Source organism: Akkermansiaceae bacterium (assembly GCA_024233115.1).
Lineage (GTDB): Bacteria > Verrucomicrobiota > Verrucomicrobiia > Verrucomicrobiales > Akkermansiaceae > Oceaniferula.
Genome location: JACKQB010000002.1, coordinates 691,636 through 717,714, shown reverse-complemented (window position 1 = coordinate 717,714; position 26,079 = coordinate 691,636). Strand labels below are relative to the sequence as shown.

Here is a 26,079-nt window from a genome sequence, read left to right as displayed (position 1 = left end):
GATTACTCCTGGAGGTAGGTTTTTTCCCGGTAGAACAGGGCGTAGGGGATGAAGAGCACGGCGGTGGCGAGCATGAGTTTGGTGAAAAACCAGAAATAGGCCGCGCCCTCCAGCTTGGTGCCGCCGCCGGCCGCGTAGGTGGTTTGAAACACACCACCGTCCTCGTTGTTCTTCACATCGTCCTGATAGCCGATCTCCTTTTTGCGCCGTTCAAGCCAGGGTGTCTCCGGTCTGAACGCATCCATCCATGAGCTGGTTCGCTCCTTTTTTGTCTCGGGCACTTCGATGGTGACGCTGAGGTCCCACCGGGTCGCCGGTTTTTTATCCGGGCCATCGGAGGAAATGCGGGCTGTCAGCGAGTTAAGCCGGGTGTATCTCAGCGGGTTGCCCCAGGGGTCGGAAATGGCGGACATCGCCTTGCCCCCGCTCTCGGAGGTGGGCAGTTCTTTTTTGGCGAGGTAGATGCTTTCCAGACCTTCGACGGATTGTTTGAGCTTGTCATAGACGGGGGAAATGACGGCATTCCCGTGGATGGTGAGATCGTCACCGGTATTGGATTTTCCATCGTAGCCAGGGTGGACGACCTGGTTTTCCAGGGCAATCGTGGGGATCTGAATCCAATTGTTGATACCCGCTGTAAAGAAATTACCGACAGCCACCGCCCCAAGATAAAAGCACATCACAAGGGATTTCATCGTGCGCGGTGCCTGGGTGTAGGCAAACTCGAGGGCGACGATGGACACCATGACCTCGGAGGCTGTTAGGAGTGCGTAGGAGACGACCTGCCAGCCGATGTTGGGGGACTGGCCGGCGTCGATGCGCGACTGGGTGAGGGAGACCAGTGTGAAGGCTGCCGCCATGATGAACAAGCCGACGCCGATTTTTCTCAAGGGGGTGAGTGGCCAGATTTTGGAAATGGCCGGGTAGAGGAGATAGGCGAACACGGGGATGAATGTCAGCACGAAGAGGGAGTTCAGCGACTGCACCTGGGAGGGCAGCCACTCCATGCCGAGGAAGTTGCGGTCCATGTCCTGCGCCTGGAAAATCCAGGTCGAGCCGGTCTGGTCGAACAGCGCCCAGAACATCGCGAGGAAAACATACAGCGGCAGCAGCCGAAGCAGTGTGCCCCAGGTGGATTTTTTCCCCAGCTCCTGGAGGAAGCGCATGCCGCCGGCCGGCACGTGGATGAATTTTTTTCGGCCGATCCAGAACACCAGGGTGGCGAGCGCCATCAGGATGCCGGGGACACCGAAAGCAAGGTGCGGTCCATACCACTCCATCAGCCAGGGGGTGAGCATCATTGAGAGCATGGCGCCCAGATTGATAGAAAAGTAAAACCAGTTGAACACCTTGGGCAAGAGCTGGGCATTGCCCACACCGAATTGATCACCCACGTGTGCCGATACACAGGGTTTGATGCCGCCCGATCCCAGCGCAATCAGCGCAAGCCCTGCGGTAAGCCACCAGCGTGCGTCACCCTGGACCCCCATGAACGCCAGTGCTGCATGTCCCCCGCAGTAGACCATTGATAGCGAAATGATGGTGCGGTATTTGCCAAGGAAGATGTCAGCAAGCAGCGCTCCTAGAAATGGTGTCAGGTAAACCCATCCGACCCAGAGGTGGATGTTTTCCGTGGCTTGAGCTTCACTCATCGCAGTGCCCGGAGAATCGTTCATCAAGTGCAGATACTTGACCATGAAAACAGCGAGCACCGCTTTCATTCCATAAAATGAAAACCGCTCAGCGGCTTCATTGCCTACGATGTGTGGAATGCCAGCTGGCATTCCCTTTGTATCTGACGGGGACGTTTTGTATGACATATGGTTAGTTGCGTTCAAATAGATGGAGAAGTTCACTCATGGTGCCAATGCGGTGATCGGGTGATTCAGCTTCCAGGGCCGGGATGTCATGATAGCCCCAGGTGGCAGCGATGGAAAGCATCCCCGCGTTCCGGGCCGTGGCGAGATCGATGGTGGAGTCGCCCACGAAGGCAATATCGCCGGGCTCCACTCCGAGTGAGTGCGCGAGGTCCAGAGCACCTGAGGGATCGGGTTTGACCGGCACCCCTTCGCGTTGACCGATGACGGAGCTGAAGGTGATCGTGGGAAAGAGAAAGTCGGTCATTTGCTGGCAGAAAATATGCGGTTTGTTCGAGAAGACCGCGATAGGGATATCCCAGTCGAGAAGGGTCTGCAGGGTTTCTGTGACACCAGGGTAGGGAGTGCTCCCCAGTTTCCAGGTGGTCGCGTAGTCGTTGCTCATTTCCTTGGCGAGCGGCTGGATCTTTTTCGAGTCGAAGTTGTCCGGCACGGCACGCTCAACCAGCTTGATGATGCCGTTGCCGATGAAGCGGCGAACCGAGCTTTCTGGATGCGTGGGGAGGCCATTGTTTTCCAACACCCGGTTGACCGAGGCCGTGAGGCCTGGAAGCGAGTGGATCAGCGTCCCGTCGAGATCGAATATAACGGCGTGTATCACGCGCGGGAGCATCAGGGGAATCGGGGTGGAGATCAAGACATACCCTGAAAAGATTCCGACCCCCGCACGCTGCAACATACGGGGGCCGGACACTATCACACAGCAAACACAATCATTTGCTTGTTTTTTCCCTGCGATTACGGCCGTTTGCGGCGCAGGGCGAGGGGAAAGATGGAAAGGATGAAGAGTAGGACGGATGACGGTTCCGGTACTGAGGTCATGGGGGGGGCGGGTGATCCAGTAGGGCTGTTGTTGGAAAGTGAGGTGTTGTCCATGAGTGCCCCAAAGGTGCTTCCGCTGGAGTCTCTGTTTCCTCCCTGCCAACCGAAGCGGATCGCGTATCCGGGTTTGTTTTCGAAGTTCCAGGAAGCCAGCAAGGTGGATCCGGCGCTGGCCAGGGCGAGACTGCTGCCGTCGTCATAGGTGATGGTATCGATCCCTTCTTCAGCAGCGATCATAGAAGTATAGCCGGCAACCTGGGCGAACTCCATGATGAAGCCAGCTGATGTTCCACCCAGGTCATTGCCGAGTGCGGTGGTGGTAAAGCTGTCCGGTGCGAGGGGATTGCTGGTGCCGTTGGCATAAAAGATCACAGTAAAGTCAGCGTAGTGCAGGCCCTCTCCGCCAGTTCCTGCCAAAGTCGGCCGCCATGCTTCGTTTTCTATAGCGTTGGCGGAAGAGGTGTCCACACTGAGTAGCGTTGTGTTGGTCAGGGCATCGATGGTGACAACTGCGTCCACGCCTGATGTAACATTACTGAATCGGTAAGATGATCCAGCTTCCAGTTCGGTCCCGCTGACAAGGTTGGCATCGGAGAACGACATTTGTTGTGCAGTGGCGTCACCAGCCAAAAAGGCGGCGGCGAATGTGCAGGTGATGAGGTTCTTGATGGCTTTCATTGCAGTGAGAGTTAGGGTTCTTACCCGAAGGTGGCTGTATTATGCATTTTTTTATAAAACAGGCAACATTATTATTATAAAAAACATAAAATAACCTATGATTTATTAAAAGTGTGAGTTGGTAAATGTCTGAGGTAGATTATCAACTTGTTTAATATGAATACGTTAAAGCGGTTGTGGTTGCTGAGGCTGACCGGTTTGGTCTGCCCTGTCAAATGGTTAAGATAAGTTAATTATTTGACATTGTGTGGTTAATATCTATAAAAAACGCCACGCGGCAATGGCTGCCGGTGGCGTTGCGGGTGGTATTATAAAAAATGTATCGGTGCTGCAATTTACCCTTCGGTCCTGTGCAGGTGCACGTCGGTCTGTGGATAAGGGAAGGAGATGCCTTCTTGATCGAAGGTCTTTTTCACATTCTCGTTAAGGTCGAAAAACACCCCCCAGTAGTCGGATGAGTTGGTCCAGACGCGCACGACCAGGTTCACCGAGCTGTCGGCGAGGGCGTGGACTGCAATAAACGGCTCCGGGTCTTGATCAATTCTCGGATCGGCCTCGATCAGTGACCTGAGCACGCTTTTCGCCTGGTCGATGTTATCGTCGTAGCCGATGCCGAAGATAAAGTCGACGCGGCGCTTGTCCTCTGCGGAGTAGTTGATCAGCGAACCGGTTGCCACAGGGCCGTTGGGCAGGATGATCCGTTTGTTGTCACCGGTATTGATCACGGTGTTGAAGATCTGGATGCTGCGGACTTTTCCGCTGTGGCCCTGCGTCTCAATGAAGTCGCCTACCTTGAATGGCTTGAGGATGAGGATCAGCACACCACCCGCAAAGTTCTGTAGGGTGCCCGAGAGGGCCATGCCGACCGCAAGACCGGCGGCGCCGAGGATTGCGACAAAGGACGTGGTGGGGAATCCGGCGATACCCGCGCAGGTGATAATGAGGATCACCTTGAGTCCCATGGAGACCAGGCTGTGGATGAACGTTTCCAGGGCTTCGTCGAAATCGGTTTTATCAAACCATTTACGCAGTCCTTTGCAGAGCAGGTTGACGATTTTCCAGCCGATCCATAGGGCGACGATGGCGGAGAGGAGCTTCAGGCCGTGGGTGGTGCCGAGTTCGGTGACTTGTTGGGATATTTTTTCGATGTCTATATTCATGACGGGGTGTTGTTAAGCCCTGGATTATGGGGAGGCAACCCCAAAGCCTTCCTAAAAGAGAGTGCAGCCCCGACTCGACACCGTTTGATAGTAGGGTACAATCCTCCCATGCTTCCCCTGCTACGCACGGCGATCCCCGGCCCCCAATCGCTCGCACTCGCGGCCGAGCTGAACCGTTATGAGTGCAGAAACGTCACCTACACCACTGACGATTGGCCTGTTTTCTGGCAGCGGGCTGACCGGGCCAACGTCTGGGATGTCGATGGTAATTGTTTCCTTGATCTGACCTCTGCCTTTGGTGTCGCGGGGCTAGGCCACGGCTGGTCGGCGGAGGCGATGCGCAAGCAGTCGGCGGAACTGGTGCACGGCATGGGAGATGTCCATCCCACGGCACTCAAGGTGGAGGTATGCAAACAGTTGTCGGCGATGACCTTTGAGCGTTGGGGTGAAGGGGTCGGCAAAACCACCTTGAGTAACTCGGGTTTTGAAGCTGTGGAGACGGCGATGAAAACCGCGCTGTTAGCCACGGGTAAAAGCGGTATCCTGAGTTTTGAGAATGCATATCACGGTTTGGGATATGGTGCCCTGCTCGGGGGAGGCTTTGATAAATTCCGCGAGCCTTTCGAGGACCAGATGGCACCTGTCAGGAATACCCTGGATTTTCCTACCAGGGATGAGGACTTGAAGCGGCTCGCCGGGCAATTGCAGGCCTTCGATGCTGGCAACATCGGGGCAATCCTTGTGGAGCCAATCCAAGGGCGCGGGGGGGAGGTCGTGCCGCCGGACGGGTTTCTAACCATGCTGAAGCATTGGTGTGCGAAAAATGGAGCCCTGTTGATTTTCGACGAGATTTTTACTGGTCTCAATCGGACAGGTAAGTTGTTTGCCTGCGACTGGGAAGGCGTTGTCCCCGATATCATCTGTATCGGAAAGGCGATGAGTGGAGGCTATCCCATTTCGGCCTGTGTCGGAAAATCCCAGGTGATGGATGCGTGGCCCGAATCCGGGGGCGAGGCATTGCACACCAGTACTTTCCTGGGGAATCCAGTAGGCTGTGCAATGGCTTTGGCCTCATTAAAAAAACATGCAGAACCGAGGGTGTTAAACAATGTGACAGGTCTTGGCACTTTGCTCAAAGAGCTGCTGCGGGGCTTGAAGAGCCGCTATGTTTATGATGTGCGCGGCAGGGGGCTCATGCTTGGGGTGGAACTAAGGCATCCCGACGGTTCGCCAGCCGGTGATATTGCCGCCCAGGTGATCAGCGATCTGTTGAAAAGGGGGGTTATCCTCTTGGCTGGGGGGCCCCATGGTAATGTGTTGGGGTTGACACCGCCGTTTGTGATGACCGACGCCGAGGCCACTTTCGTGGTGCTACAACTTCAGAGAGCTCTTGACCGTTAGTTTTCTAAGCCGATAGTAGCAGCCGATGAGCGAGACCCCTACAGTGTGGATGAATGGCGAGCTGATGTCTGCGGATGAGGTGCGGGTGTCGCCTTTTGACCTGGGACTCACCGTGGGCCTGGGTGTGTTCGAAACCATGTGTGCCTACCGGGGCAGGGTATTCGCCTACGACAGGCATCACAGTCGGCTTATGGAATCAGCCGGGATTCTAGGACTGGCCACACCTTCCCAGGAGGTGATTAAAAAAGCCATGACCTGGGTTATCGCTGCAAATGACCTGGCCTCCGGTCGTGCCAGGGTCAGGGTTTCGGTCACAGGCGGAGTCAATCCTCTCCATGGGGGCGGCGCGGAGGGAAGTGTGATCATCACCGCAGTGCATCAGGCCGAGCCCGCCGGGATGGCAAAGTTGGTAGTGGGTCAGCATGGCTGTGATGAAAGCTCCACCATGGCCGGGATAAAATCCGCCTCCTACGCATGCCATGTGATGGCATACAGGCAGGCGATCGAGGCCGGTGCCGACGAAGCACTGGTTCTAAACTCACGGGGGATCGTTGCTGAAGGGGCGATGTCGAATCTGTTTGTGGTGAAGGAAGGAAAGGTAAAAACGCCATCGCTTTCCAGTGGTTGTCTGGCGGGGGTGACGAGGGCATGGGTAATCGAACTCTGTGAAAAAGAAGGCATTCCCTGTCACGAATCCGTGCTCGGTGAGGCCGATGTCAGGGAGGCTGATGAGATATTCATCACCAGCTCGACGCGCGAAGTCCAGCCCGCCAGGATGCTCAATGACGACCGTGAGGCAGCGGGGCCGGTGACGGCGCAACTCGCGGCTGCTTACAAAACCCTGGTGAAACAACAATTGGGGATATGAGTCTAGCAAGTTATACCATGCCTATCAGGCCGGCGGATGTGGCTACGATCCGGGCCATCCTTGAAGAAGGGGGCTTTGAATTCAAAACCAAACCCTATACCTGTTTCTCTGCGAAAAAAGGAAAGCTGAACGTCACCGTTTATGAAAAAGGCCCCAAGGTTTTAGTCCAGGGGAAGGAGACGGAGGACTTTGTGAAGTTTACGTTAGAACCCCTTGTGTTAGGTGAGGCGAGGCTCGGGTATGAGGAGGTCAACGAGCCTGAAATGTTTGAACCGCATATCGGCGTTGATGAGAGTGGCAAAGGGGACTTTTTCGGCCCCCTGGTCATTGCAGGTGCCTACACCGATGCCTCATCGACCCGTGCGTTATTGGACGCCGGTGTGATGGACAGCAAACGCATCACCAGTGCGGCCAGGATTGCCAGGCTGGCGGAAACGATCCGCGCCACACGCGGTGTGAAGTATGAAGTGGTGAGCATTGGCCCCGAGCGCTACAACGAGATGTATGGCTCGTTTAGGAATTTGAACCGGCTACTGGCATGGGGCCACGCCCGGGTGATCCGCAGTCTAGCCGAAAAGGTGCCCGCTTGCCCCCGGGCACTCAGTGACCAGTTTGCCCGCAAGGAGGTATTGGAAAAAGAGCTTGCGCGTCACGGGGTCAAAATTGACCTGCAACAGCGGACCAAAGGCGAAAGTGATGTCGCCGTTGCCGCCGCCTCCATCCTAGCCCGGGAGCGTTTTGTCCAGTGGATCAGCTCAGCCAGTGAAAAATCCGGGGTCACGATCCCTCTCGGTGCCGGCCCCCACGTCCTTGGTGCCGCCCGCGAACTCATCGCTGTGCATGGCGATGAGATTCTGCCCAAGGTAGCCAAGATGCATTTCAAGACGGCAAAGGAGGTCTAAAGTAGGACAGCTTTGCAAGCTGTCGGCAACCCCAGCAACCCCAGCAACATCAGAAGCAATAAGAAAGCTCCTCGCATATTTGCATCGCCGAAATACGATAAAATGGATAGGATGACCCAGTGATAAACCACCTCACCCTGGTTATTGACCCTCGCGTGTGGGGGGAGTGGATGTCATGGACGGCCGGAAGAGTCCCCGCAGTGATGCCTTTTTCCATCTGGAGAAAATTCCAAGATTCCCATATCGAAATACCAGTCCCGCAACGGGATCTTTACATCAAACAATCCCCCATCATCTTATGAGCCAACATGCTTTATTAGCCTATCAGTTCGATGGAAAAGGAGGTGGTCGGTCACTCACGGGCGACAGCACGCACCAGGTGCCCGACGGTGATGGGCTGGTCTGGATCCACATGGATGTCAACCAGCCGGAAACACGCACATGGTTGGAAGGGGAGATCGCCCACCTCGATCCCTATATTATCGATGCTTTGTTAGAGGAGGAGACGCGTCCGCGTATGATTCAGATCAAGGATGGCGCGATGATGATTTTAAGGGGGGTGAATTTGAATGAAAATGCCGACCCCGAGGATATGGTTTCGATCCGATTGTGGGTGGAAAAGCATCGTGTTATCAGCGTGCGCCGCCGAAGGCTGAAGGCTGTGCGCGATATTGAGGAAAGTATCAAGGCTGGCAAGGGGCCCAAGGATGCCGGGCATCTTGTCTGCATGTTGCTATCACGCTTGTTCAAGCGTATCGAACCCGTGCTCACGGAGCTGGACGAAACGACCGATGATATCGAGGAGTCACTGCTGGAATCCGTCGATGTGTCGTTGCGGGAAGCCATCATTGATGTGCGGAAACAAGCGATTATGTTCCGTAGATACATGGTGCCGCAGCGTGACGCGGTCGACCAGCTCCGCATGTCGGATGTCAGCTGGCTTGAAGACCGGCATCGCCGTCAACTCCAGGAAAACTATAACCGTGTGACCCGTTACCTGGAGGATTTGGATGCTATCCGGGAGAGGGCGCAAATTGTCAAAGACGAGCTGGCCAACATACTTTCTGACAGGCTTAACAAAAACATGTACATGCTCTCGGTGATTGCCGCCGTGTTTTTGCCTCTCGGGTTTCTAACAGGTTTGTTGGGGATAAATGTCGGGGGCATTCCCGGGGCTGACAACGAATACGCTTTTGTGATTTTCTGCGCCTTCCTGTTTGGCATCGTCGCGTTCCAAATCTACCTGTTCAAGCGGCTGAAGTGGTTTTAGGCCGTGGTGGTAATATCGGCATCCAGCTTCAGCCAATCGATGCATTCATCGAGCAGCTGGGTATCCATCGAGTGCACATCCTCACCCTTGCCGATATCACGCAGCAGCAGAACAGTGAGTTCGCCACCGAGATGCTCGCGGAATTCCTCGAGTCCCACAAACACGGAGCGCATTCCTTCCGCGGTCTGCATTTCCAACGACTCGTGCCAGGTGGGCAGCCGGAGCTTTTTCAGCACTGCCAGGACCCGCATCGCAGAGGCCTCACCGAGTCGACCCGTTTTCCACGAGTAAATGGTGTCCAAGGCCACCCCCACACCAACAGCCTCGGCATGGCTCAGCTCAAAATCGGTGAGCTGCTCCATCTTGTGCGCCGCCCAGTGACCGAAATCGAGTGGTCGGCTACTGCCCGACTCAAACGGATCCCCGCCGTAGGCGATGTGGGCGGCATGCAGCAGGGCGGAGCGTTCCACCGTCTCTTCCAGCGTGTGCGGATGAAGCCCGGTAAGTTTGTCACAGTGATCCTCAATCCAGTGGAAAAAGGCGGCGTCCTTGACGAGGGCAACCTTGACCGCCTCGACAATACCGGCACGGCGCTCGGCCTCGGGCTGGCCGTGCAGGAATGAGAAATCATTCACCACGGCGTAGGGCACGGCGAAGGTTCCCAGAAAGTTCTTTTTGCCGTAGGCGTTGATGCCGTTTTTAACGCCCACTCCGCTGTCGTCCTGGGCCAGTGTGGTGGTTGGAAAACGGACCAGTCGGATCCCGCGGTGGGCGGTTGCGGCTGCCAGTCCGATGACATCGAGATAAGCCCCACCGCCGATGCAGATCACATACGAATGCCGGTCAATGCCAGCGTCTTCGATCTTGTCCCACGCAGCCTGCAGGGTGTGGGAATCCCGTTTGCAGCATTCTCCTCCGGTCTGCACGACCGTGCCGCGCGACACAAAGCCGGGCATGCGTTCGAGGTAGTCGTTTACTTGATTCTCCAGCCCGGGGAATGCCACGGCGACGCCGCTATCGATAAAAACAATCACCTTGGCGTGACCATTGGTTTCGAGCAGATCAATGAGCATACGGTTCGTCACCGAAAAGGCATCGCGCGTGAAGCGAATCCGGTGGGTGCTGTTGATTCTGATGTCGAAATCCTTGCCTTGCATGATGTTGATACGCACGTGGGAGGTGGAATATTAGTCTAAAATGACAAGAATTCCAACCCCTTACCTCACAAACACACGTCCCTGCTTCTGGGAACTGATTTCAAGGAAGAAGCCTCTCGCGTCATCACCAGCGCGCTGCAGATACCAGCCATACTCATTGGAATAGAGCATGGTCAGGTGTCTCAGGGTTCGAGATGTGTCCCGGTCGTCTTTTGGCCCGTAGAAACTGATTTTTTTGGCATGGTCATGCCTAAAACCAGATTTATCACACTGCGATCCATCGGCAATATGGATTACCTGATAGTGACGGGTATGGGACCTTTCTAATGTGGCAATAATCGTAATCGCATCTTCTTTACTTAAGGTTGATCCAGGTTCGGTTGCATAAGTGGAGGGGGCTAGAAACAATGAAAGGAGGACAATCAAATAGGATAATAATGACTGAGTCATGCAAGTTGGACGGAAATGAGAATGAGATATTCAGCCCCTTACTAAAAAAAGTCCGTGCAATTTGTCGCCAGCGTGGTTTTTCTTCCCGCGACATGAGCGATATCAAAGACATCAACATTACCATGAACACCAGCAAGGGCGACATCAAGATCCGCATGTTTGCTGCCGATACCGAAGTTACCTGCGCCAGCTTTCTGAACCTCGCGAGTCGTGGTTTCTACAACGGCCTCGTATTTCACCGCGTGATCCCCAACTTTATGATCCAGGGCGGCGACCCCACCGGCACCGGTATGGGCGGCCCCGGCTACAAGTTCGAGTGTGAGTGCAAACCACACCTCAAGCACGACAAGGCGGGTATCCTCTCCATGGCCAACGCCGGACCCAACACCAACGGCTCCCAGTTCTTCATCACCCACGGCCCCACGCCCCACCTCGATGGCAAACACACCGTATTCGGTGAAGTGACCGAAGGGCAGGGGGTGGTCGACTCCATCGGCCAGGGCGACACCATCAACACCATCGAGATCCACGACAGCACGGATGCCCTGTTCGCAGCCCAAGCCGACCGCATCAAGGACTGGACCCCCTAACAATAATGGAGGGTGCAAGCCCTTCGCCAGTGCCTGCTCCTGATTCCCGTCCCCTGACCCCTGAAAAAATGATCTACCTGCTTTCTCCGGCGAAGACCCTCGATTACGATTCCGGGATACCATCGGTCCGTGCGACGATGCCTCGCTTTCTTGATCACTCGTCGGAGTTGGCCGGGGTCATGAAAAAAATGAAGCCAGCCGATCTGGAGAAGCTGATGGGTATTTCCAGTAAGCTGGCGGAGTTAAATGCGCAGAGGTTTGACGACTGACGCAGCGACTACTCCAAGCCCGAAGGTCGTCAGGCAATACTCGCCTTCAAAGGTGACGTCTATCAGGGGCTTGCTGTCGAGAACTGGAGTAAGGATGATTTTTCCGAAGCCCAGAAATCCATCCGCATTCTTTCCGGTCTCTACGGCATCCTGCGCCCCCTCGACCTGATGTTGCCCTACAGGTTGGAAATGGGCAAAAAGATCGCCAATGATCGCGGCCCCAATCTCTATCACTTCTGGGGCAGCCTGCTCACGGAGAGCCTGAACAAGGAACTCAAGGCAGAAGGGGACGCCGTGATCAATCTCGCGTCGAACGAATATTTCTCCGCGATCAAAGCCAAGGATCTCAAATCCCCGGTGATCACCCCTGTTTTCAAGGATTGGAAAAACGGCAAGTACAAGGTGATTTCCTTTTTCGCCAAAAAAGCACGTGGCATGATGGCAGCCTGGGCGATTCAGCACAAGATTGACAGCCCCGCCGGGTTGAGGAAATTCAAGGGCGGAGGATACAAATTCGACAAGTCACTCAGTGACGACACCACGCTGGTGTTCACGCGTAAGGCATAGTGGCGACCGGTGGTCGCGGCCACGTTACTTTGCCAGCTCTTTGAGCAGTGCCTTGTTCAGCCGGATGCCGCCTTCGAAGTTTTCCACATGGAAATTCTCGTTAGGCGCATGGATCTGGCAATCGGGAAGGGCCAATCCTAACATCAGGGATTCGACGCCGAGGATTTCCTTCATATCCTGGATGATCGGGATCGAGCCACCCTCCCGGATCAGGACGGGCTCCTTGCCAAAGGCTTTTTTTAACGCCGCTTGGCCCGCCTTGCCATTTTCCGAATGAGGGTCGCAGATGTATGGCTTGCCATCGTGGCCGAGCTCTACTTCGATGCTTACTCCGGCGGGAGCATTTGCTTCCAGATGGGTTTTTACTTTCGCCGCAATGTCCTTCGGGTCCTGGTCCGGGACGAGGCGGAAAGAAAACTTTGCCATCGCCTTGGCTGGCAGCACCGTCTTGGATCCTTCCCCCTGGTAGCCTCCGCCGATGCCATTGACCTCGGCCGTTGGGCGTGCCCAAAGCCGTTCAGCCGAGCTGTAGTCCGGCTCACCAAAGAGGGCGGGGGAGCCGGTGGTGGCCAGTATATCTTGCTCGGTCATACCGGGAACCTTGGCCCACATCTCACGCTCCCAGTTCTCCAGTGGGCGAACGTCATCGTAAAAACCTTCTATCTCGATGTTTCCATGGGCATCGTGAATCGATGCCACAAGCCGGGCCACCGCAGTGGCCGGGTTGGCCACAGCGCCCCCGTAGACACCGGAGTGCAGGTCGCCTGACGGCCCTCTAACAGTCACTTCGCAGCATGCGATGCCGCGCAGGCCGTAACCCATCGTCGGAACCCCTCTGGCCACCATACCTGTGTCGGAAACAGCAATGACATCACACTTGAGTTCGTTCTTATGCTCCTTCAGGAAAGGCACCAGGTTAGGACTGCCGATTTCCTCCTCACCTTCAAAAAGGAAAATCAGGTTCACCGGAAGTTCGCCGTCCTCTTCGAGGAGTTCTTCCACGCCTAGGACGTGCGCCAGCATTTGCCCTTTGTTATCGGTGGCACCACGCGCCCAGATTTTTCCATCACGGATTTCAGGCTCAAAGGGAGGCGAGTCCCAGAGCTCGACCGGATCGACAGGCTGCACATCGTAGTGACCATAAATCAGGCAGGTTTTTTTGCCTTTCACATGTTGGTTACGCGCAATCACGATCGGATGGCGCGCCGTCTCATGAAGCTCCGTGTCCAGGCCCATGCCGTCGAGTTTGGCAATCAACCAACCGGCGCATGCACGGACGTCGCTGGCATGATTCGAGTCGGTCGAAATGCTGGCAAACCGGAGGAATTCAAAAAGGTCTTCAAGCTGCTTGGTCATGGCTCATGTCTGCCGTCCATCGCAGCCCACCGCAAGTCTGAAATGATGTTTGAGAAGGGGCTGGGCGTTTGTCTAAATGGGTAAGAGCGAATCACAGAGCCTTGGTGTCCCCGTTCTCAGCGGCCTCAAACAAATCCGAGAGTTTGATACCCAGAGCATCCACAACCACTATTAAAGTGCGTATCGAAGGGCTGCTTCTCCGTGTCTCGATGTAGGTGATGGCTCGTTGGTTTAGCCCAGCCATATCAGCCAGTTTGTTTTTTGATAGGCAACGGCTCTCCCTGGAATGCCTCAAGATGAGTGCAATGTTGTTTTCTAAGTCTTCAGGAGCAGTAGCCACTCTTAAAACTTAAAAGAATCAAATGATCCCCTGAATGATTCGTTAATAGATTTGAGAAGACGGGTGGATTAGCGTATCCTTCCTCTGTCTTATGAGCATTGTTCCTCCTGTATTAGCCTCCCCGACACGTCGCGATGACCTTGCTGCGGTTGTGAGGGATGCTGTGCTCTGTTCCCCCCACGAGTCTATGAACGAAGAAAGTCTCCTGCAAGCCACCCGTGATTTTGTGAACGCTCTTGAAGCTGAGAAAATCCCTCATGTGCTTGTGGGCGGGCTTGCGGTGCTTCAATACATGAAGGGGCGCAATACGCGTGATATTCATTTCATCATTGCCGTTGAGGATCTTGAGAGATTGCCGGGGGTCGTTATGCGTGAACGCAATGAGTGGTTTGGCAGTGGTGAGGCGGGGCCGCTTCAGGTGGATTTTTTGTTCACTGAAAATCCTTTTTTTGCCGAAATTGCAGAATGTCATGCGGAGGAGAGGGTGTTTTTGGATGCCCGACTCCGCTGTGCAACGCCGGAAGGTATTGTTCTTTTGAAGCTTTTCGCCCTTCCTTCACTTTATCGACAAGGAAACATTGATCGGGCCGCTCTTTACGAAACGGATATACTGATGCTGCTGCGCCATGTTCCCGTTGGGGATTCCGCATTGCTGGAACAGATCAGTTGCCACATGTCGGCCACAGACATCAATGCCCTTCGGGACGTTCTCACTGAGATTCGCGGGCGTATTGCCAAATCTTCGAGGTTTTGACCAAGTCAGAGCGAAGATTAAAATTGGTAAGATTCGTGGTTCCAAAAATAGGATCAAGTGTGCAATATATCACCGATGTCGCACCGCTATCCTCTGATTTTCAACCCCAGTGCTCGCAGTCAGCGAGGTCGCAGGACGCTGCGGTTCCTGATGTCGCACGCACAGTGGTTTGCGCTTTACGCCAGCCGCAGTGCGCACGATGCCACCGAGCTGGCCGCCAAGCTGGCCGCCGATGGCGAGCCGGTCGTGGTTGCGGCAGGTGGAGACGGAACGGTCAATGCCGTGGTGCAGGGGCTTGCCGGGACATCGACCGCTCTCGGGGTTTTGCCTGCGGGGACGATGAATGTATTCGCCCGCGAACTGGGGCTTCCTTTCAACAGTCTGAAAAAATCCTTCAACGTCCTCGAGGAGGGCTTTGTCAAAGAGGTTGATCTTTTTGAAGCCAATGGCCATGCCTTTGTGCAGATGGCGGGTGTCGGGTTTGATGCCCAGGTGATCGAGGAGACGACCTGGGAAACCAAAAAAATCTTCGGTCCGATGGCTTATGTCATGTCGGCGATGAAGGTGCTGGGTGACGTGCCGCCGAAGATGCGTATCACCTGTGATGACGGTCGCGTGGAGGAGGGCGTCTGTGCCCTGGCTGGGAATGGCTCCCTCTATGGCGGGCAGGTGAAACTTTTCCGGAAGGCGGATCATAGTGACGATATGCTGGATATGCTGGTGTTTACCGAGGCCGGGTATAAACTCGTCCGCGATTCAGTCAAAGGTATCGCGACAGGTGCAATCGACTCAGGAAACTCCTCTGTGAAATATCTTCAGGCGAAGAGTTACCGGGTGCAGTGTGATCGTGATGTGCCGATCGAAGCCGATGGCGAGTTTATTGGTCGCGTCAGTGAGGTCTCACTGGTACCCGCCAAACGAAAACTACGTGTCATTGCCCCGGAAAACCCGAAGGATGGTGTCTTTGCCTCTGTGGTGAAAACGTTGGTTAAAATACCACGCAGAGGAAGCGAAGCCTCCTAGCAGGGAGAAGAGAGATGAGTATGCTGGATAAAAATCATGTTGCCGGCCAGGCATCAGAACCTGGGGAGTCGGTTGGGAAAGTGGACGTGAAGAAAAAAGGAAAGGCCGTCTCCAAAAAACGTTCCGGCCTCTTTCGCTGGTTACGCCGGATTCTTTTTCTCGGTTTTTTTCTGATCGTGGGTTTCCTGGGTTTTATCTGGTATGCAAACTACGCAGCCACCCGGGCGGGTAAGGGGGTGTTGTTTGATGATGTCAATGACGTACCCAAACAACGTGCCGGGCTTGTGTTCGGATGCTCGGAAAAACTGGGCTCGCGCGACAACCTCTATTTCAAATACCGCATCCAGGCCGCGGCCGAGCTGTGGCATGCCGGCAAGGTGGAGTTCCTGATCGTCTCCGGCGACAACCGGGAGAAAAATTACAATGAGCCCGTAGCCATGCGCAATGCCCTGGTGAAGGCGGGGGTGCCATTTGATCAGATTGTATGCGACTACGCAGGCCTGCGGACACTCGACTCCGTGGTGCGTGCGAAAAAAATATTCGGGCTAACAGAAGTAACCTTTGTGAGCCAGAAGTTTCAAAATGAACGCGCAGCCTATATTGCCCTGGCACATGGAATGAAGGTATATGGATATAACGCTCGCGATGTCGAGGGCTACGCTGCCCGCAAAACGGAGGACCGGGAGGTGCTGGCACGGGTCAAGATGTGGTTGGATATCAACATCACCAACGAGCAACCCAGGCATCTGGGCGACAAGGAGGATGTCCCTGAGTAGGCACAAACCGAGTGAGGGGTTAGAACTTGAAGCCTAACCTCAGATTGATCTGGTGTGACTCGATGTCAGAACCCCATCTGCCTTCGTAGTCCAAAATGGCCTGGCCAGACGGTGAAAATTCCCAGGCAATCCCGGCACCGGTCACGAGCCTGTCAGAGGTTGGAGCACTTAAAGGGAAGCCCCCGATGGTGATGGCGTCATTCTGAAATTCATGCTCCCAGGCCACGCGGAGCTGGGGGATGACCTTTCCCCGGTGGGTATGGATGATTCTGGATACACGGTATCCCATTCTTCCTAACAGCGATTCATGATCGGTGTCGGTGAAACTTGCGGCACCCGCTCCCGTTTCCGTGAAGCCCTCCAGTTTGCCATTGGTCCAGGTGAGAGACAGGTAAGGGCCGTGAATCCAGTTCTGGCTCCTCAGGCTGTAGCCGGTATTGAGCGCGACAGTATGGTTGCGGCTTTCGGTGTCACTGCTGGCCGAGCCGGCAATGGATGTCCGGGTGATTTCGTTTTCGTAGGTTCCGTAGCTGTAAAGCATATCGCCATACCAGTCACCGTTTCCGTTGAATGCGTTCTCCTTGTAGTAAGAAGTGTAAAGCGCGAGAGCGTAGCCATCCGAGTTGATATGACCCAATGTCCCCATGTCGACTTCGGCATCATTGGTTAGAACAGCAGCACCTAACGACCACTCGTGGTTATAGCGGTATTCAATCCCCGCAGTGCCTCCAAGGATATCGATTTCATAGTCGGGCAGGGTGATGATATTCAACTGTGTGCCGGGTAGAAGCACGGCTGAGCCGTCGACGTCTTCGGAGTAGGCATGCAGCGAACCAAACGCCTGCCAACGCGTTGGGACTAGGGGGATGGGAATAATCTCTTTGCCCCCGCCTTTGGATGAGTAGCTACCCTTGTCGGCAGAGACGGCTTCAGGGATCATGGCGGGACGGCGTGTGCGCAGACGAAACAGCCGGGAGTTCACATCCCGGAGTCCAACATGCGTCATCGATAGCTGGGTTTGCCTTAATGTGGCGGTTACGGGAAATCCGTTGGTGATCAAACCGGACAAGCCGCCGAAGGTGCCTGCTTGAAGGAATACAGCGGAGTCGAATACCGAGTCACCACTGTCGCCGATCACAATTTTGATGATATGCTCCCCTGGGCCGATTCCTCTGGCACTGGCGATGATATTGGTGGTGCGCCCGTCGAACTGATGGTTTTCAACGCCGGTTGTATTGGACACATAAGCGGATGCGTTGCTTTTTGGATTCACCGTATCCACGGAGATGGGGTCGTTTGTGCCTTTGATCAACGCCAGGTTGCGCGTTGTGCCAGGTTGGTTCCCCGGGGTGTTAGGGTCGGTATCGGGGGTGAGGAAAAACGCAAAAATATCGTTGAAGTTACTATCGATGTATTCTTCGTACTCCTCTGAGGCAAAAAGAAAGTTGAAGTAGAGGTCTCCGGAAGATGTTGTAAAGGAAAAGACCAGTCCGGAGGCATCCCTGGAAGACAATCCAGTGATGGCTGCAAGGTCGGGATCTCCGGGGAGACCAAGATTACTGCCCTTGCTCGGATTGTCGTTAGGTCCAATGGCGTCTTGGACGTTGCCTGTCGAAAAGATCAGGCCGGAGTCGAATGCCAAACCGGAGGAGAGCCCGCCAGTGAATATTCCGGATGATGTGGGGCCGCCAATGGTGAGGGGGGAGCCGATCAAGGTAACTCCGCTACCCGTTAGATTGTTTACCAGCACAAAGGGATCGGCTTCAGGGGTGATTGTAAACTGGGCTGATACCGGTAAAGATCCCAAGCCTGAAGCGAGGACCAGATGAATCTTTATGTATTTGAGCAATCCCATGAGGGTGGGCTTTAGAGCGCAAAAATTCAAACATATCCCCGGTCATTCGGTAAGGAAAAAAACGAGAATATGGCCGAGTGGTCAATGTAATGACAACGCCGTTGAGCGGCTTGACCTTCCCGATGGCATTAGGCTGGCGATGACTCTAACCACCGGCAGCGATGGCGATGATTTCCACCTGATCACCATCCTCTAATTGACTCGATGTGTATTCCCGGGGAAACAGGGCTTTTTTGTTGAGCTCGACCACAACGGGCTTGTCGGCCAGTCCGAGCGTTGCCAACAGGGATGTTATCGAGGCTGGGGCATCGAGATCCTGGTCTTTTCCATTGATTGTGATTTTCATTGCTAACCGTTGGTTGTTCTTATCCACCGTGGTCGAACTCATTGCGAAAGCGGCCGAGCACACCCGTCACGATGTTGATAGCCCCGCAGACTTTGCCGCCGACCGCGCCGGGGGGCTGTCGGCGGGGCTGTCGGCGGGGTTCAGGATAGCCTCGTCCCAGTCTTTCCAGACAGACTCATAGCCTTTTTTTGCCAGCATCCGTGAAATCTCGATGATGCCCCGTTTGTCATCGATGGTAAATTGTTCGGTCGCCCGTTTGTTGCCATTGCAGGATGTTTTTTCATCCAGTTCCACCCGTTTTCCTTTGATGGTGAGGTGGAGGTCATCGGTGCCGGCTCCCGTGTAGCCGCCGGGGTCGGTTTGGGACTCTGCCGACATGTGGGTGACCCCGAGTGGCACCAGGGCATCGCGCAAAGCAGCCGGCTCCCGGGTGCTGACGACGATGCCAACGTGGGGAAAGCAGATCCTGAAGGCGCAGACGAGCTGGACGAAGTGTCGGTCGTTGAGAAACAGGTCGGGATTAGGTTCATACTGGTAGTTGCCGGCGTGGGGTCTCATGCGCGGGAACGAAACGGTAAACGACGCCTTCCAACAGTGTTTGTAGAGGTATTCAAGGTGTGATGCGAGCGCGAGAGCTTCCGTTTTCCAGTCGGCCAGTCCAAACAAGGCGCCAATGCCGATCCGGCGGAAGCCTCCGGCGTAGGCGCGCTCAGGGCACTCAAGGCGCCAGTCGAAATGTTTCTTCGGTCCCGCGGTGTGAAGGCGTCGATAGGTGTCGCGGTGATACGTTTCCTGATAGACGACCAGGCCTTCGGCTCCATGACTGACCAGTTCACCATACTGGTCGTTTTCCATGGGACCCACTTCGATGCCGATGGTCGGGATAAAGCCCTTGATGGCATCAACGCAGTCCTGGAGGTATCCCTCGGAGACAAACCTCGGGTGTTCGCCGGCGACGAGCAGGATATTGCGGAAACCGAGTTGATGAAGGTGGCGTGCTTCGGTGACGACCTGATCGACGGTCAGGGTGGTGCGAAGGATCGGGTTGTCGCGGGAGAAGCCGCAGTAGCTGCAGTTGTTGACACATTCGTTGGAGACATAGAGCGGGGCAAACAAGCGCATCGTTTTACCGTAGTGCCTGCGGGTGATGCCACGGCTCTGCAGGGCCATCCATTCCAGCTCCTCACGCGACTTGGGCGTAATGAGTTGTTCGAATTTGCCTAGCAGGGGGGATTTTTGTCCGCCATTGAATGTGTCTACAAAGCTCACGGGCGGCAATGTAGGTCTGGAGCGCCAAGTTTCAAACTCCAAATGCCGGCGAAGAGGGGCATGACGCAATATAAACCCTAAAACCCGTTTTCGGGCATCAGCGAGGAGTGGTGCTCTACAAACATCCAGCGGTTGTCGATATTGTCGTGGCGGATGGTAAAGGTAAAGCGTGCCAGGGTGGTCGTCATCGGCTCACCCTTTTTCTTGATGATGTCAAACTCATAGATTCCGGTGAAGCTGACAATGTCCGTGGTGATTTCCCGTGCGACAAACTCTGAGATCCGGCATGTGATCTCCTCACAGTCGAGAAACTTGTCATAATAAGTGCGCAACTCAGCCCGGGTGTTTCTCATGTGGCTGGCGAAGGTTCCCCAGAAAGCGTTGTCCTTCTCACAGAAGAGCAGCAGGATGGAGTCGATATCACCGCTATGGAGGTATTCTGTCCATTTTTCGACAGTTCTCCATGCAGCCTGGATGCGTGGTGTTGATAGCTCGTTCATTGCGCGGAAAGAAATATCATGTAAATGTTTACATGCAAACAAATTCATGTATTTATTTTCATATATAGATATGCCTGATCTGACTAAAAAAACCCACTGGACTTTTCTGACCAATCATTCCCACGTGATTATCTGTCTGGTCCGCAATCCCGGGATGCGAGTCAGGGATCTTGCCGTTGAGATCGGGATTACCGAGCGTGCCGTATTGCGCATTGTCGCCGAGCTGGAGGCGGAAGGGGTGCTTTCCAAGAGCAAGGAGGGGAGACGCAATACGTATACGATCGATCTGGACTTTCCATTGCGTCATCCATTAGAGTCGCAATATACTCTTCGCCAGCTTGCGAAATCGCTGAAATAGCGGCATCGAAATAGCCGTATCGATTGCCTATCTATCTTTTTAAATCACTTTGACAATGGAAATACTAACTTGGTTGGGCATCGTCGCCTGCCTGTCCCAATCGGCCATGTTCTCGGGCTCGAACCTTGCTTTTTTCTCACTGGGGCGGATGCGGCTGGAAGCGGAGGTGGAGAAAGGGAATGCGTCAGCGCTCAGGATTCTCAACCTGCGCAAGGACTCGAACTTACTGCTCTGTACGATCCTCTGGGGTAACGTCAGTGTGAACGTTCTGTTAGCTTTGCTGAGTGAATCGGTATTTGCCGGGATGGGCGGCTGGATTGGAGGGTTTGTTTTCTCGACGGTGGGGATTACCTTTTTTGGGGAAATCATGCCTCAGGCCTATTTCTCACGACACGCCTTGAAAGTGGGTGCCCGGCTCTCTCCGCTGATGCGGTTCTACGAACTGCTTCTGTTTCCCGTCGCCAAACCATGTTCCCTGATCCTTGACGGGTGGATTGGTCCCGAGGGGCCGACGTTTTACCGCGAGCGGGACATTGAGATCATCCTGGAAAAACACATCACAGAGCACAGTTCGGAAATCAGCGCCAACGAGGGCAGGGGGGCGCTGAACTTCCTCGATCTGGACGACCGCTTTGTCGTGAGTGAAGGCAGCGAGATCAACCCTGAAACGATCTTCACCTCGCCGGTGAACTTGGATCTTCCGATCCTGCCTAACCCGGACACCGACGAAGGTCGCGCGTTGGTGAAATCCCTCACCAAGCATCCCAGCCTGTGGGCGGTGATTGTTGGTGAGCGTGGCAAACCCCAACTCGTGGTCAATACCACGGAGTATTTATCGAGCCTTTATGCCAGGGAGCAAGCCTCCGATAGCGCCTTGGCACCGGAGGTGGATATCTACGATTTCTGCCATCGCCCGGTCGTTGTCACCGATGAAAAAACAACGCTTGACGAAGTGTTAGGCGAGTTTGTGGTCGAGGCCACTGATCAGCACGACCACGTAGTCGACCGCGATGTGGTCATCTACTGGACAGATGAGCAAAAGCGCATTGTCACCGGCGCGGATATTTTTGGCCGACTTCTCAAGGGGATTGCGAGGCGGGAAGATGATTGAGACGGCCGAGGGTAATACGCAGTCAGCTGCTCATCGGATGCGAGGCGTGAAACGGGGTGTCGGTGTGGACGGATGGGGGCGGAATTGAGGATTGACACGGATTCGGTGGGAGGGTGAGACTCAGGCCCTCATTATTATGGATTGGGAAGTTATTGCCGTTTACATCATTCTGGTTGCCGCGGTAGTTCTGTTTGTGACGGATCGGGTGAGGACGGACATCGTGGGGATGCTGATCATCTCCGTGTTGGGGTTGCTGGGTATCCTGAAGCCAAAGGAGTTGCTGATAGGTTTTAGCAATCAGGCACTGGTAACGATAGCCGCGATGTTTGTGCTTAGTGCGGCACTGATGCGAAGCGGGCTGGTGGCGGCGTTGGGAGGGAAACTCACGGAGTGGTCCAAAGGCAGTCCACTACGATTCCTCGTGCTCTCGTTGTTTGCTGTCTGTTTCATGTCGGCTTTTATCAACAACACACCCGTGGTGGTGGTGTTTATTCCGGCTGTGTTGACGGTTTGCAACCGGTTAGGGCAGAGCCCCTCGAAATTCCTGATGCCGATTTCCTTTGCTTCGATGTTAGGGGGCAGTGCGACCTTGATTGGAACTTCATCGAACATCCTGGTGTCCTCCCTGTCTGCGGATGCTGGTTACGGCGAGATCGGGATGTTTGAATTTACCGTGCTGGGCGGTGTGATTGTGGTGGTCGGAATGCTCTACCTCATCCTGTTTTCCCAACGATTGCTGCCGACGAGGACCACCATTGCATCGACTCTTACCGCCGAGGACGCCAAGGAATACATCACCCAGGTGAGAATCGGCGCGGAGTCCCACATGGTGGGCTGCCGTCTGGAGGATACCCCCCTGGCCAACGCCAGTGTGCGGGTGGCCGAGCTGATCCGGGGGGAGCGAATCCAGCGGATGAATAAAACCACCGTGCTGGAAATCGGTGACATTCTCCTCATCCGCGGTGACCTGAACAAAATACTTGAGTTGGAGCGCAAGCACGAGATCAGCATCTCGACGGATGAGAAGGAGGGTGATGCTGAAGTGAAACGCGTTGAAATGACGGTCTTTGAATTGATGATCGCGCCTGATTCCCGACTGATCGGTCAGACGGCCCGGGAGATCAGGTTTCGCGAGGAATACGATGTCTCGGTATTTGCCTTGCAGCGGCGCGGTCGCCACCACCAGCGCGATATCACCGATTTGGAACTCAGAATGGGGGATATTCTGCTCGTGAGAGGAACGATGAGTGCGCTGGCCGAACTCCGTAAACATCACGAATTCATCCTGCTCGAAGGAGCACATGACCGGGTGATCGAGCGGCACAAGGCTCCCGTGGCACTGGGGGTCATACTCGCCATTGTCGGGCTGGCTGCCTTTGGTCTGTTCCCGATCAGTGTGCTGGCGCTCACCGGGGCGGCGATTCTGGTTTTAACCAAAGTGCTGACGCCACGCGACGCCTATCGGTCGATCGATTGGCCCGTGTTGATCCTTATTGCCGGAATGATCGCCCTGGGCAATGCCATGGGTAAAACCGGAGCCCTCGACATCGCCGCTGACTCCCTGGTGGGGACCGTGGGTAAAATGGGGGCTGGCCCGACGTTGTGGATCTTCTACTTTATGACGGCCGCACTGAGTCTGTTGATACTCAACAAGCCAGCGGCCGTACTCTGCACGCCTTTGGGGATCTTGCTGGCAACCCAGCTCGGGGTCGACGGCAAGCCCTTTATCATGGCGGTCGCCTTTGCTGCCTCTACAGCGATGGCAACACCGATGGGCTACCAGACCAACCTGCTGGTTTATGGCCCCGGGGGGTATACTTACCGTGATTTTGTCTATTTCGGTTTGCCGCTCAATATCCTGATCGGCGTTATCGCCTGCACCATCATCCCGTTCATCTGGCCGTTCTAGCTGCGCCGGGAGCCTGGACGGAATGCCCCGCTTCAACCTGTGCTGGTTCGGGTCCAAGTAAATCACAGCATGCAGGAGCCTCGAGCGGGGGGGCAGCCTGGCCATCATTTGTCAAACGAAGTGCGTTTTCACGTATTTGGAAATTGGAATTATTGCTGAAGCGTAGTAATATGGGGCGCGATGTTACAATTCATTGGACAAGGAGGACCATTTGCCTACGTGCTGGCACTGCTGGCGTTTGTAAGTATGCTGTTGATTTTGGAGAGGATTTTCTTCTTCCAGAAAGTAAAAATCAATGTGGGTGACCTGCTGCTGGGCTTGGCAAACCATGTGCGTAAAGGCGCATTTGCCGAAGCCCTTCACGAGGCCGCGCGCGCGCCCGGTCCCACCGCCCGCGTTGCCCATGCGGTGCTGATGAGAAAGAACCTGCCCCGGCGTGACCTGCGGGATGTCGCCCAGGAAGCGGGTCAGTTGGAAGTCCCCAGGATGGAACGCAACCTCCGGGCCATCTACGGTGTGGCTCTCGTCGCCCCCTTGGTGGGAATGTTGGGAACGGTTAGCGGACTGGTAAAAACCTTTATGGCGGTGAGTGAGGAAAAAGGCTTTGCCTCGCCGGCGGAAATGTCCGGAGGGGTGTACGAAAGCCTCATCACGACGGGGCTGGGCCTTGCCATCGCCGTGCCGGTTTACCTTTTCTACCTGTTCTTTTACGGAAGGGTGAAGCGTATGGTGCATCGCATTGAACGTGCTGGCATCGAAATGGTCAACATTGTCTGCGATGCCCGGGAACAGGCTGAAATCGTTTCGTTCCGTAAAGAGGCCGAAGAGATTTCCGCGCACAACAAGAAAACGGGTAAGAAATGAAACTCGAGATGACATTGCCGTCGACCCCGGGTTTCCTCCACACAATTCCCGGACTCGACATCATCGCCCTCATTCTGGTGTTCCCCTTGTTAGGGCCGTCGTTTGTCCAGCAAACAGGAATCGACGTGCAGGTGCACGAGTCTCCATGGCGCTACGAGCAGATGGACAATCCCGTGGTAGTGACCCTGGGGGCCAGCCGTGATGACGCGGGAACCCCCATGTGGATCAATAAAAACCTCGTGCCGATGGAGAACCTGGAAGCGGAAATACACAAACTACGCAGTGAGGAAGGGGGGGACACCATCACCACTGCGGTACTCCGCTCGGATGTCTCTGTTCCCAGCGGCGTGGAGAAAGAGGTGATGAATAGAATTCTGAAACTGGGATTGAATTGTGGTTTGGTTGGGAGGCCGATCGGAAAGGACGACAGGTGACATTGCTGGCCGGACTTGATGGACGGGTTCTTCGGGTACAGGTTTTCACAGCATCACAACACAGGGTATGATGTATTTCTTACGTAAGAAAAGGCAGAAAAGGGATCGCGAGGCGGGCCTGATCTTCCTGTGGCGTGGCTCTAGAAAACACCACCTTGGAAAAATCATCGCGCTCATGGTAGCGGTGGGCTTTTTTGCATTCACTGTCTACGCCATCAAGATTGATGAAATCAAGCCGCCCTTGCTTTCCAAAAGGGAAGGGCTCGTGATCATGCTGACCGAGGACGACCCGAACTGCCAGTCACTGATGCTGCAGGTCGAAGAGCGCTCACCCTTTCCTGTGCGTTGGGATCCTGTTTATGATCCGGAAATAATGACCCGTATCGACCATGCTAAAAACCATCTCCTCGGGAAAATCTGGAACTACGATGCAGCCCTGAATCCATTGCCCGAGGAGCAGGTCGCCCGTGGATTGCCAACTATCATCGAACCTCATCATGGCCTGTTGGGACGGGTGGCGGACCCGTGGCGTCAGGCTGGATTGGCCCATGGGGCGGAGTTGCGGGGGGACCTTTTTGTTCGCGCCAAGCTGATTGCCATCGGCACCCTGAAAAACAGGATTATTCAGGACGAGGTGCCACTCCCCTTGGACCTAGTCGCCGACAACTGGCTCGGGCAGACGTTCCGCTTTCAAATCCGCTTGGATGCCAAGGGCTTTGTGACCAGTTGCATTCCTCTACTCGGTGGAACAGCCGATGCCCCGCAGGTCACGGACCGACACAAAAACCTCGCCGCCTGGATCCGCACCCAGTCATTCAAACCGGCCGAGTCAGCAGGCAGACTGCCGGGTGGTGGACAACTTGAACTCCAAATCGAAGCAAGCAGGGAATGATTGAGCTAACGTTGGAAGAATTTTTCCTCTGGGTGGTTGGTGTCGCCATGCTGATCATTGGGTTTTATTCGCTGGGTGCCGCGCTCAAACGAAGATCCACCATCCGTGCAAGGCAGTTACAGATCATGCGCTGTCGCGCCTGTGGCCATGTGTATCAGGACCGCAGCAGGGACCGTTCCCCCGAGTGCCCTGAGTGCGGTCGGGCCAACGACCGTGGAGATTCCCGCCGACTCGGGTGAGGTACAGTCGTTATCGAGGCTTGCACTCATGCCGATCTACTG

General features: G+C 55.0%; 27 protein-coding genes and 1 pseudogene. 16 read left to right on the top strand and 12 right to left on the bottom strand.

Annotation, left to right across the window (positions count from 1 at the left end):
- Positions 1-2: 2 nt before the first annotated feature.
- The 4 genes from H7A51_07260 to H7A51_07245 form a co-directional block, all read right to left on the bottom strand.
- Positions 3-1,820 carry a POT family MFS transporter gene (locus H7A51_07260; GenBank protein MCP5536020.1) on the bottom strand — a complete coding sequence of 606 codons (1,818 nt, stop codon included), beginning with the start codon at positions 1,818-1,820 and terminating at the stop codon, positions 3-5.
- Positions 1,821-1,824: 4 nt separating this feature from the next.
- Positions 1,825-2,478, bottom strand: a complete 654-nt coding sequence (locus tag H7A51_07255; GenBank protein MCP5536019.1) for an HAD hydrolase-like protein — start codon at positions 2,476-2,478, stop codon at positions 1,825-1,827.
- Positions 2,479-2,615: 137 nt separating this feature from the next.
- Complete coding sequence (locus H7A51_07250; protein MCP5536018.1) at positions 2,616-3,377, bottom strand: PEP-CTERM sorting domain-containing protein; 762 nt, start codon at positions 3,375-3,377, stop codon at positions 2,616-2,618.
- Between the two features lie 335 nt (positions 3,378-3,712).
- Positions 3,713-4,537: a mechanosensitive ion channel gene (locus tag H7A51_07245; GenBank protein ID MCP5536017.1), complete on the bottom strand. Its 825-nt coding sequence runs from the start codon at positions 4,535-4,537 to the stop codon at positions 3,713-3,715.
- A 108-nt stretch (positions 4,538-4,645) separates the two neighbouring features.
- Between H7A51_07245 and H7A51_07240 the strand changes: the two genes are divergently transcribed.
- From H7A51_07240 to H7A51_07225, 4 genes are all read left to right on the top strand, one after another.
- On the top strand, positions 4,646-5,938 hold the full coding sequence (locus H7A51_07240) for an aspartate aminotransferase family protein (protein ID MCP5536016.1): 1,293 nt from the start codon (positions 4,646-4,648) through the stop codon (positions 5,936-5,938).
- A gap of 25 nt (positions 5,939-5,963) precedes the next feature.
- Positions 5,964-6,806, top strand: a complete 843-nt coding sequence (locus H7A51_07235) for an aminotransferase class IV (protein ID MCP5536015.1) — start codon at positions 5,964-5,966, stop codon at positions 6,804-6,806.
- Complete coding sequence (locus H7A51_07230) at positions 6,803-7,708, top strand: ribonuclease HIII (protein ID MCP5536014.1); 906 nt, start codon at positions 6,803-6,805, stop codon at positions 7,706-7,708. The genes H7A51_07235 and H7A51_07230 overlap by 4 nt, the downstream gene beginning before the upstream one ends.
- Positions 7,709-8,006: 298 nt before the next feature.
- Positions 8,007-8,978, top strand: coding sequence for a zinc transporter ZntB (locus tag H7A51_07225; protein ID MCP5536013.1), 972 nt, complete (start codon positions 8,007-8,009; stop codon positions 8,976-8,978).
- On the opposite strand, the gene H7A51_07220 is transcribed toward H7A51_07225, so the two are convergent.
- On the bottom strand, positions 8,975-10,135 hold the full coding sequence (locus H7A51_07220; protein ID MCP5536012.1) for a 3-dehydroquinate synthase: 1,161 nt from the start codon (positions 10,133-10,135) through the stop codon (positions 8,975-8,977). The genes H7A51_07225 and H7A51_07220 overlap by 4 nt on opposite strands.
- Before the next feature lie 60 nt (positions 10,136-10,195).
- Positions 10,196-10,585 (bottom strand): hypothetical protein, encoded by a 390-nt coding sequence (locus H7A51_07215; GenBank protein ID MCP5536011.1) that lies wholly within the window; start codon positions 10,583-10,585, stop codon positions 10,196-10,198.
- A gap of 92 nt (positions 10,586-10,677) precedes the next feature.
- Here H7A51_07215 and H7A51_07210 point away from each other — a divergent pair, with 92 nt between their 5' ends.
- Both H7A51_07210 and yaaA read left to right on the top strand, forming a co-directional pair.
- Positions 10,678-11,175 carry a peptidylprolyl isomerase gene (locus tag H7A51_07210; GenBank protein MCP5536010.1) on the top strand — a complete coding sequence of 166 codons (498 nt, stop codon included), beginning with the start codon at positions 10,678-10,680 and terminating at the stop codon, positions 11,173-11,175.
- Between the two features lie 68 nt (positions 11,176-11,243).
- Positions 11,244-12,011 (top strand): annotated as a pseudogene (gene yaaA / locus H7A51_07205) (peroxide stress protein YaaA).
- 24 nt (positions 12,012-12,035) lie between these two features.
- Here the strand turns inward: yaaA and H7A51_07200 are convergent.
- Both H7A51_07200 and H7A51_07195 read right to left on the bottom strand, forming a co-directional pair.
- The gene (locus H7A51_07200; protein MCP5536009.1) at positions 12,036-13,367 is read right to left on the bottom strand and encodes a dipeptidase; all 1,332 of its coding nucleotides are present in this window, start codon (positions 13,365-13,367) and stop codon (positions 12,036-12,038) included.
- A 91-nt stretch (positions 13,368-13,458) separates the two neighbouring features.
- Positions 13,459-13,662: a helix-turn-helix domain-containing protein gene (locus tag H7A51_07195; GenBank protein MCP5536008.1), complete on the bottom strand. Its 204-nt coding sequence runs from the start codon at positions 13,660-13,662 to the stop codon at positions 13,459-13,461.
- 232 nt (positions 13,663-13,894) lie between these two features.
- On the opposite strand from H7A51_07195, the gene H7A51_07190 reads away from it, so the two are divergent.
- From H7A51_07190 to H7A51_07180, 3 genes are all read left to right on the top strand, one after another.
- Positions 13,895-14,461, top strand: coding sequence for a hypothetical protein (locus tag H7A51_07190; GenBank protein MCP5536007.1), 567 nt, complete (start codon positions 13,895-13,897; stop codon positions 14,459-14,461).
- Between the two features lie 75 nt (positions 14,462-14,536).
- Positions 14,537-15,484, top strand: a complete 948-nt coding sequence (locus H7A51_07185; protein MCP5536006.1) for a diacylglycerol kinase family lipid kinase — start codon at positions 14,537-14,539, stop codon at positions 15,482-15,484.
- 20 nt (positions 15,485-15,504) lie between these two features.
- Complete coding sequence (locus H7A51_07180) at positions 15,505-16,260, top strand: YdcF family protein (GenBank protein MCP5536005.1); 756 nt, start codon at positions 15,505-15,507, stop codon at positions 16,258-16,260.
- 19 nt (positions 16,261-16,279) lie between these two features.
- On the opposite strand, the gene H7A51_07175 is transcribed toward H7A51_07180, so the two are convergent.
- The 4 genes from H7A51_07175 to H7A51_07160 all read right to left on the bottom strand — a co-directional run bounded on the left by H7A51_07175 (position 16,280) and on the right by H7A51_07160 (position 20,230).
- Entirely contained in the window at positions 16,280-18,115 is a 1,836-nt protein-coding gene (locus tag H7A51_07175; GenBank protein MCP5536004.1) for an autotransporter outer membrane beta-barrel domain-containing protein, read from the bottom strand.
- A 145-nt stretch (positions 18,116-18,260) separates the two neighbouring features.
- Positions 18,261-18,461 (bottom strand): sulfur carrier protein ThiS, encoded by a 201-nt coding sequence (thiS, locus tag H7A51_07170; protein MCP5536003.1) that lies wholly within the window; start codon positions 18,459-18,461, stop codon positions 18,261-18,263.
- A 66-nt stretch (positions 18,462-18,527) separates the two neighbouring features.
- The gene (thiH, locus tag H7A51_07165; protein MCP5536002.1) at positions 18,528-19,730 is read right to left on the bottom strand and encodes a 2-iminoacetate synthase ThiH; all 1,203 of its coding nucleotides are present in this window, start codon (positions 19,728-19,730) and stop codon (positions 18,528-18,530) included.
- 77 nt (positions 19,731-19,807) lie between these two features.
- Entirely contained in the window at positions 19,808-20,230 is a 423-nt protein-coding gene (locus H7A51_07160; GenBank protein ID MCP5536001.1) for a nuclear transport factor 2 family protein, read from the bottom strand.
- Between the two features lie 70 nt (positions 20,231-20,300).
- Here H7A51_07160 and H7A51_07155 point away from each other — a divergent pair, with 70 nt between their 5' ends.
- From H7A51_07155 to H7A51_07125, 7 genes are all read left to right on the top strand, one after another.
- Positions 20,301-20,588 carry a winged helix-turn-helix transcriptional regulator gene (locus H7A51_07155; GenBank protein ID MCP5536000.1) on the top strand — a complete coding sequence of 96 codons (288 nt, stop codon included), beginning with the start codon at positions 20,301-20,303 and terminating at the stop codon, positions 20,586-20,588.
- A 55-nt stretch (positions 20,589-20,643) separates the two neighbouring features.
- Positions 20,644-21,699, top strand: coding sequence for a DUF21 domain-containing protein (locus H7A51_07150; protein ID MCP5535999.1), 1,056 nt, complete (start codon positions 20,644-20,646; stop codon positions 21,697-21,699).
- Between the two features lie 136 nt (positions 21,700-21,835).
- Complete coding sequence (locus H7A51_07145) at positions 21,836-23,608, top strand: SLC13/DASS family transporter (GenBank protein MCP5535998.1); 1,773 nt, start codon at positions 21,836-21,838, stop codon at positions 23,606-23,608.
- Positions 23,609-23,788: 180 nt separating this feature from the next.
- Positions 23,789-24,472 (top strand): MotA/TolQ/ExbB proton channel family protein, encoded by a 684-nt coding sequence (locus H7A51_07140; GenBank protein ID MCP5535997.1) that lies wholly within the window; start codon positions 23,789-23,791, stop codon positions 24,470-24,472.
- Positions 24,469-24,906, top strand: a complete 438-nt coding sequence (locus tag H7A51_07135) for a hypothetical protein (GenBank protein ID MCP5535996.1) — start codon at positions 24,469-24,471, stop codon at positions 24,904-24,906. The genes H7A51_07140 and H7A51_07135 overlap by 4 nt, the downstream gene beginning before the upstream one ends.
- Before the next feature lie 67 nt (positions 24,907-24,973).
- Entirely contained in the window at positions 24,974-25,798 is an 825-nt protein-coding gene (locus tag H7A51_07130; GenBank protein MCP5535995.1) for a hypothetical protein, read from the top strand.
- Positions 25,795-26,037: a zinc ribbon domain-containing protein gene (locus H7A51_07125; protein MCP5535994.1), complete on the top strand. Its 243-nt coding sequence runs from the start codon at positions 25,795-25,797 to the stop codon at positions 26,035-26,037. Before H7A51_07130 ends, H7A51_07125 begins: the two co-directional genes overlap by 4 nt.
- Positions 26,038-26,079 lie beyond the last annotated feature (42 nt).

Bases quoted from the DNA above. Each gene is read 5' to 3' on its own strand.
- H7A51_07260 (MCP5536020.1), bottom strand. From the start codon at position 1,820: ATGTCATACAAAACGTCCCCGTCAGATACAAAGGGAATGCCAGCTGGC.
- H7A51_07250 (MCP5536018.1), bottom strand. From the start codon at position 3,377: ATGAAAGCCATCAAGAACCTCATCACCTGCACATTCGCCGCCGCCTTT.
- H7A51_07245 (MCP5536017.1), bottom strand. From the start codon at position 4,537: ATGAATATAGACATCGAAAAAATATCCCAACAAGTCACCGAACTCGGC.
- H7A51_07240 (MCP5536016.1), top strand. From the start codon at position 4,646: ATGCTTCCCCTGCTACGCACGGCGATCCCCGGCCCCCAATCGCTCGCA.
- H7A51_07235 (MCP5536015.1), top strand. From the start codon at position 5,964: ATGAGCGAGACCCCTACAGTGTGGATGAATGGCGAGCTGATGTCTGCG.
- H7A51_07230 (MCP5536014.1), top strand. From the start codon at position 6,803: ATGAGTCTAGCAAGTTATACCATGCCTATCAGGCCGGCGGATGTGGCT.
- H7A51_07225 (MCP5536013.1), top strand. From the start codon at position 8,007: ATGAGCCAACATGCTTTATTAGCCTATCAGTTCGATGGAAAAGGAGGT.
- H7A51_07220 (MCP5536012.1), bottom strand. From the start codon at position 10,135: ATGCAAGGCAAGGATTTCGACATCAGAATCAACAGCACCCACCGGATT.
- H7A51_07215 (MCP5536011.1), bottom strand. From the start codon at position 10,585: ATGACTCAGTCATTATTATCCTATTTGATTGTCCTCCTTTCATTGTTT.
- H7A51_07210 (MCP5536010.1), top strand. From the start codon at position 10,678: ATGAGCGATATCAAAGACATCAACATTACCATGAACACCAGCAAGGGC.
- H7A51_07200 (MCP5536009.1), bottom strand. From the start codon at position 13,367: ATGACCAAGCAGCTTGAAGACCTTTTTGAATTCCTCCGGTTTGCCAGC.
- H7A51_07190 (MCP5536007.1), top strand. From the start codon at position 13,895: ATGAACGAAGAAAGTCTCCTGCAAGCCACCCGTGATTTTGTGAACGCT.
- H7A51_07185 (MCP5536006.1), top strand. From the start codon at position 14,537: ATGTCGCACCGCTATCCTCTGATTTTCAACCCCAGTGCTCGCAGTCAG.
- H7A51_07180 (MCP5536005.1), top strand. From the start codon at position 15,505: ATGCTGGATAAAAATCATGTTGCCGGCCAGGCATCAGAACCTGGGGAG.
- H7A51_07175 (MCP5536004.1), bottom strand. From the start codon at position 18,115: ATGGGATTGCTCAAATACATAAAGATTCATCTGGTCCTCGCTTCAGGC.
- thiS (MCP5536003.1), bottom strand. From the start codon at position 18,461: ATGAAAATCACAATCAATGGAAAAGACCAGGATCTCGATGCCCCAGCC.
- H7A51_07160 (MCP5536001.1), bottom strand. From the start codon at position 20,230: ATGAACGAGCTATCAACACCACGCATCCAGGCTGCATGGAGAACTGTC.
- H7A51_07155 (MCP5536000.1), top strand. From the start codon at position 20,301: ATGCCTGATCTGACTAAAAAAACCCACTGGACTTTTCTGACCAATCAT.
- H7A51_07150 (MCP5535999.1), top strand. From the start codon at position 20,644: ATGGAAATACTAACTTGGTTGGGCATCGTCGCCTGCCTGTCCCAATCG.
- H7A51_07145 (MCP5535998.1), top strand. From the start codon at position 21,836: ATGGATTGGGAAGTTATTGCCGTTTACATCATTCTGGTTGCCGCGGTA.
- H7A51_07140 (MCP5535997.1), top strand. From the start codon at position 23,789: ATGTTACAATTCATTGGACAAGGAGGACCATTTGCCTACGTGCTGGCA.
- H7A51_07135 (MCP5535996.1), top strand. From the start codon at position 24,469: ATGAAACTCGAGATGACATTGCCGTCGACCCCGGGTTTCCTCCACACA.
- H7A51_07130 (MCP5535995.1), top strand. From the start codon at position 24,974: ATGATGTATTTCTTACGTAAGAAAAGGCAGAAAAGGGATCGCGAGGCG.
- H7A51_07125 (MCP5535994.1), top strand. From the start codon at position 25,795: ATGATTGAGCTAACGTTGGAAGAATTTTTCCTCTGGGTGGTTGGTGTC.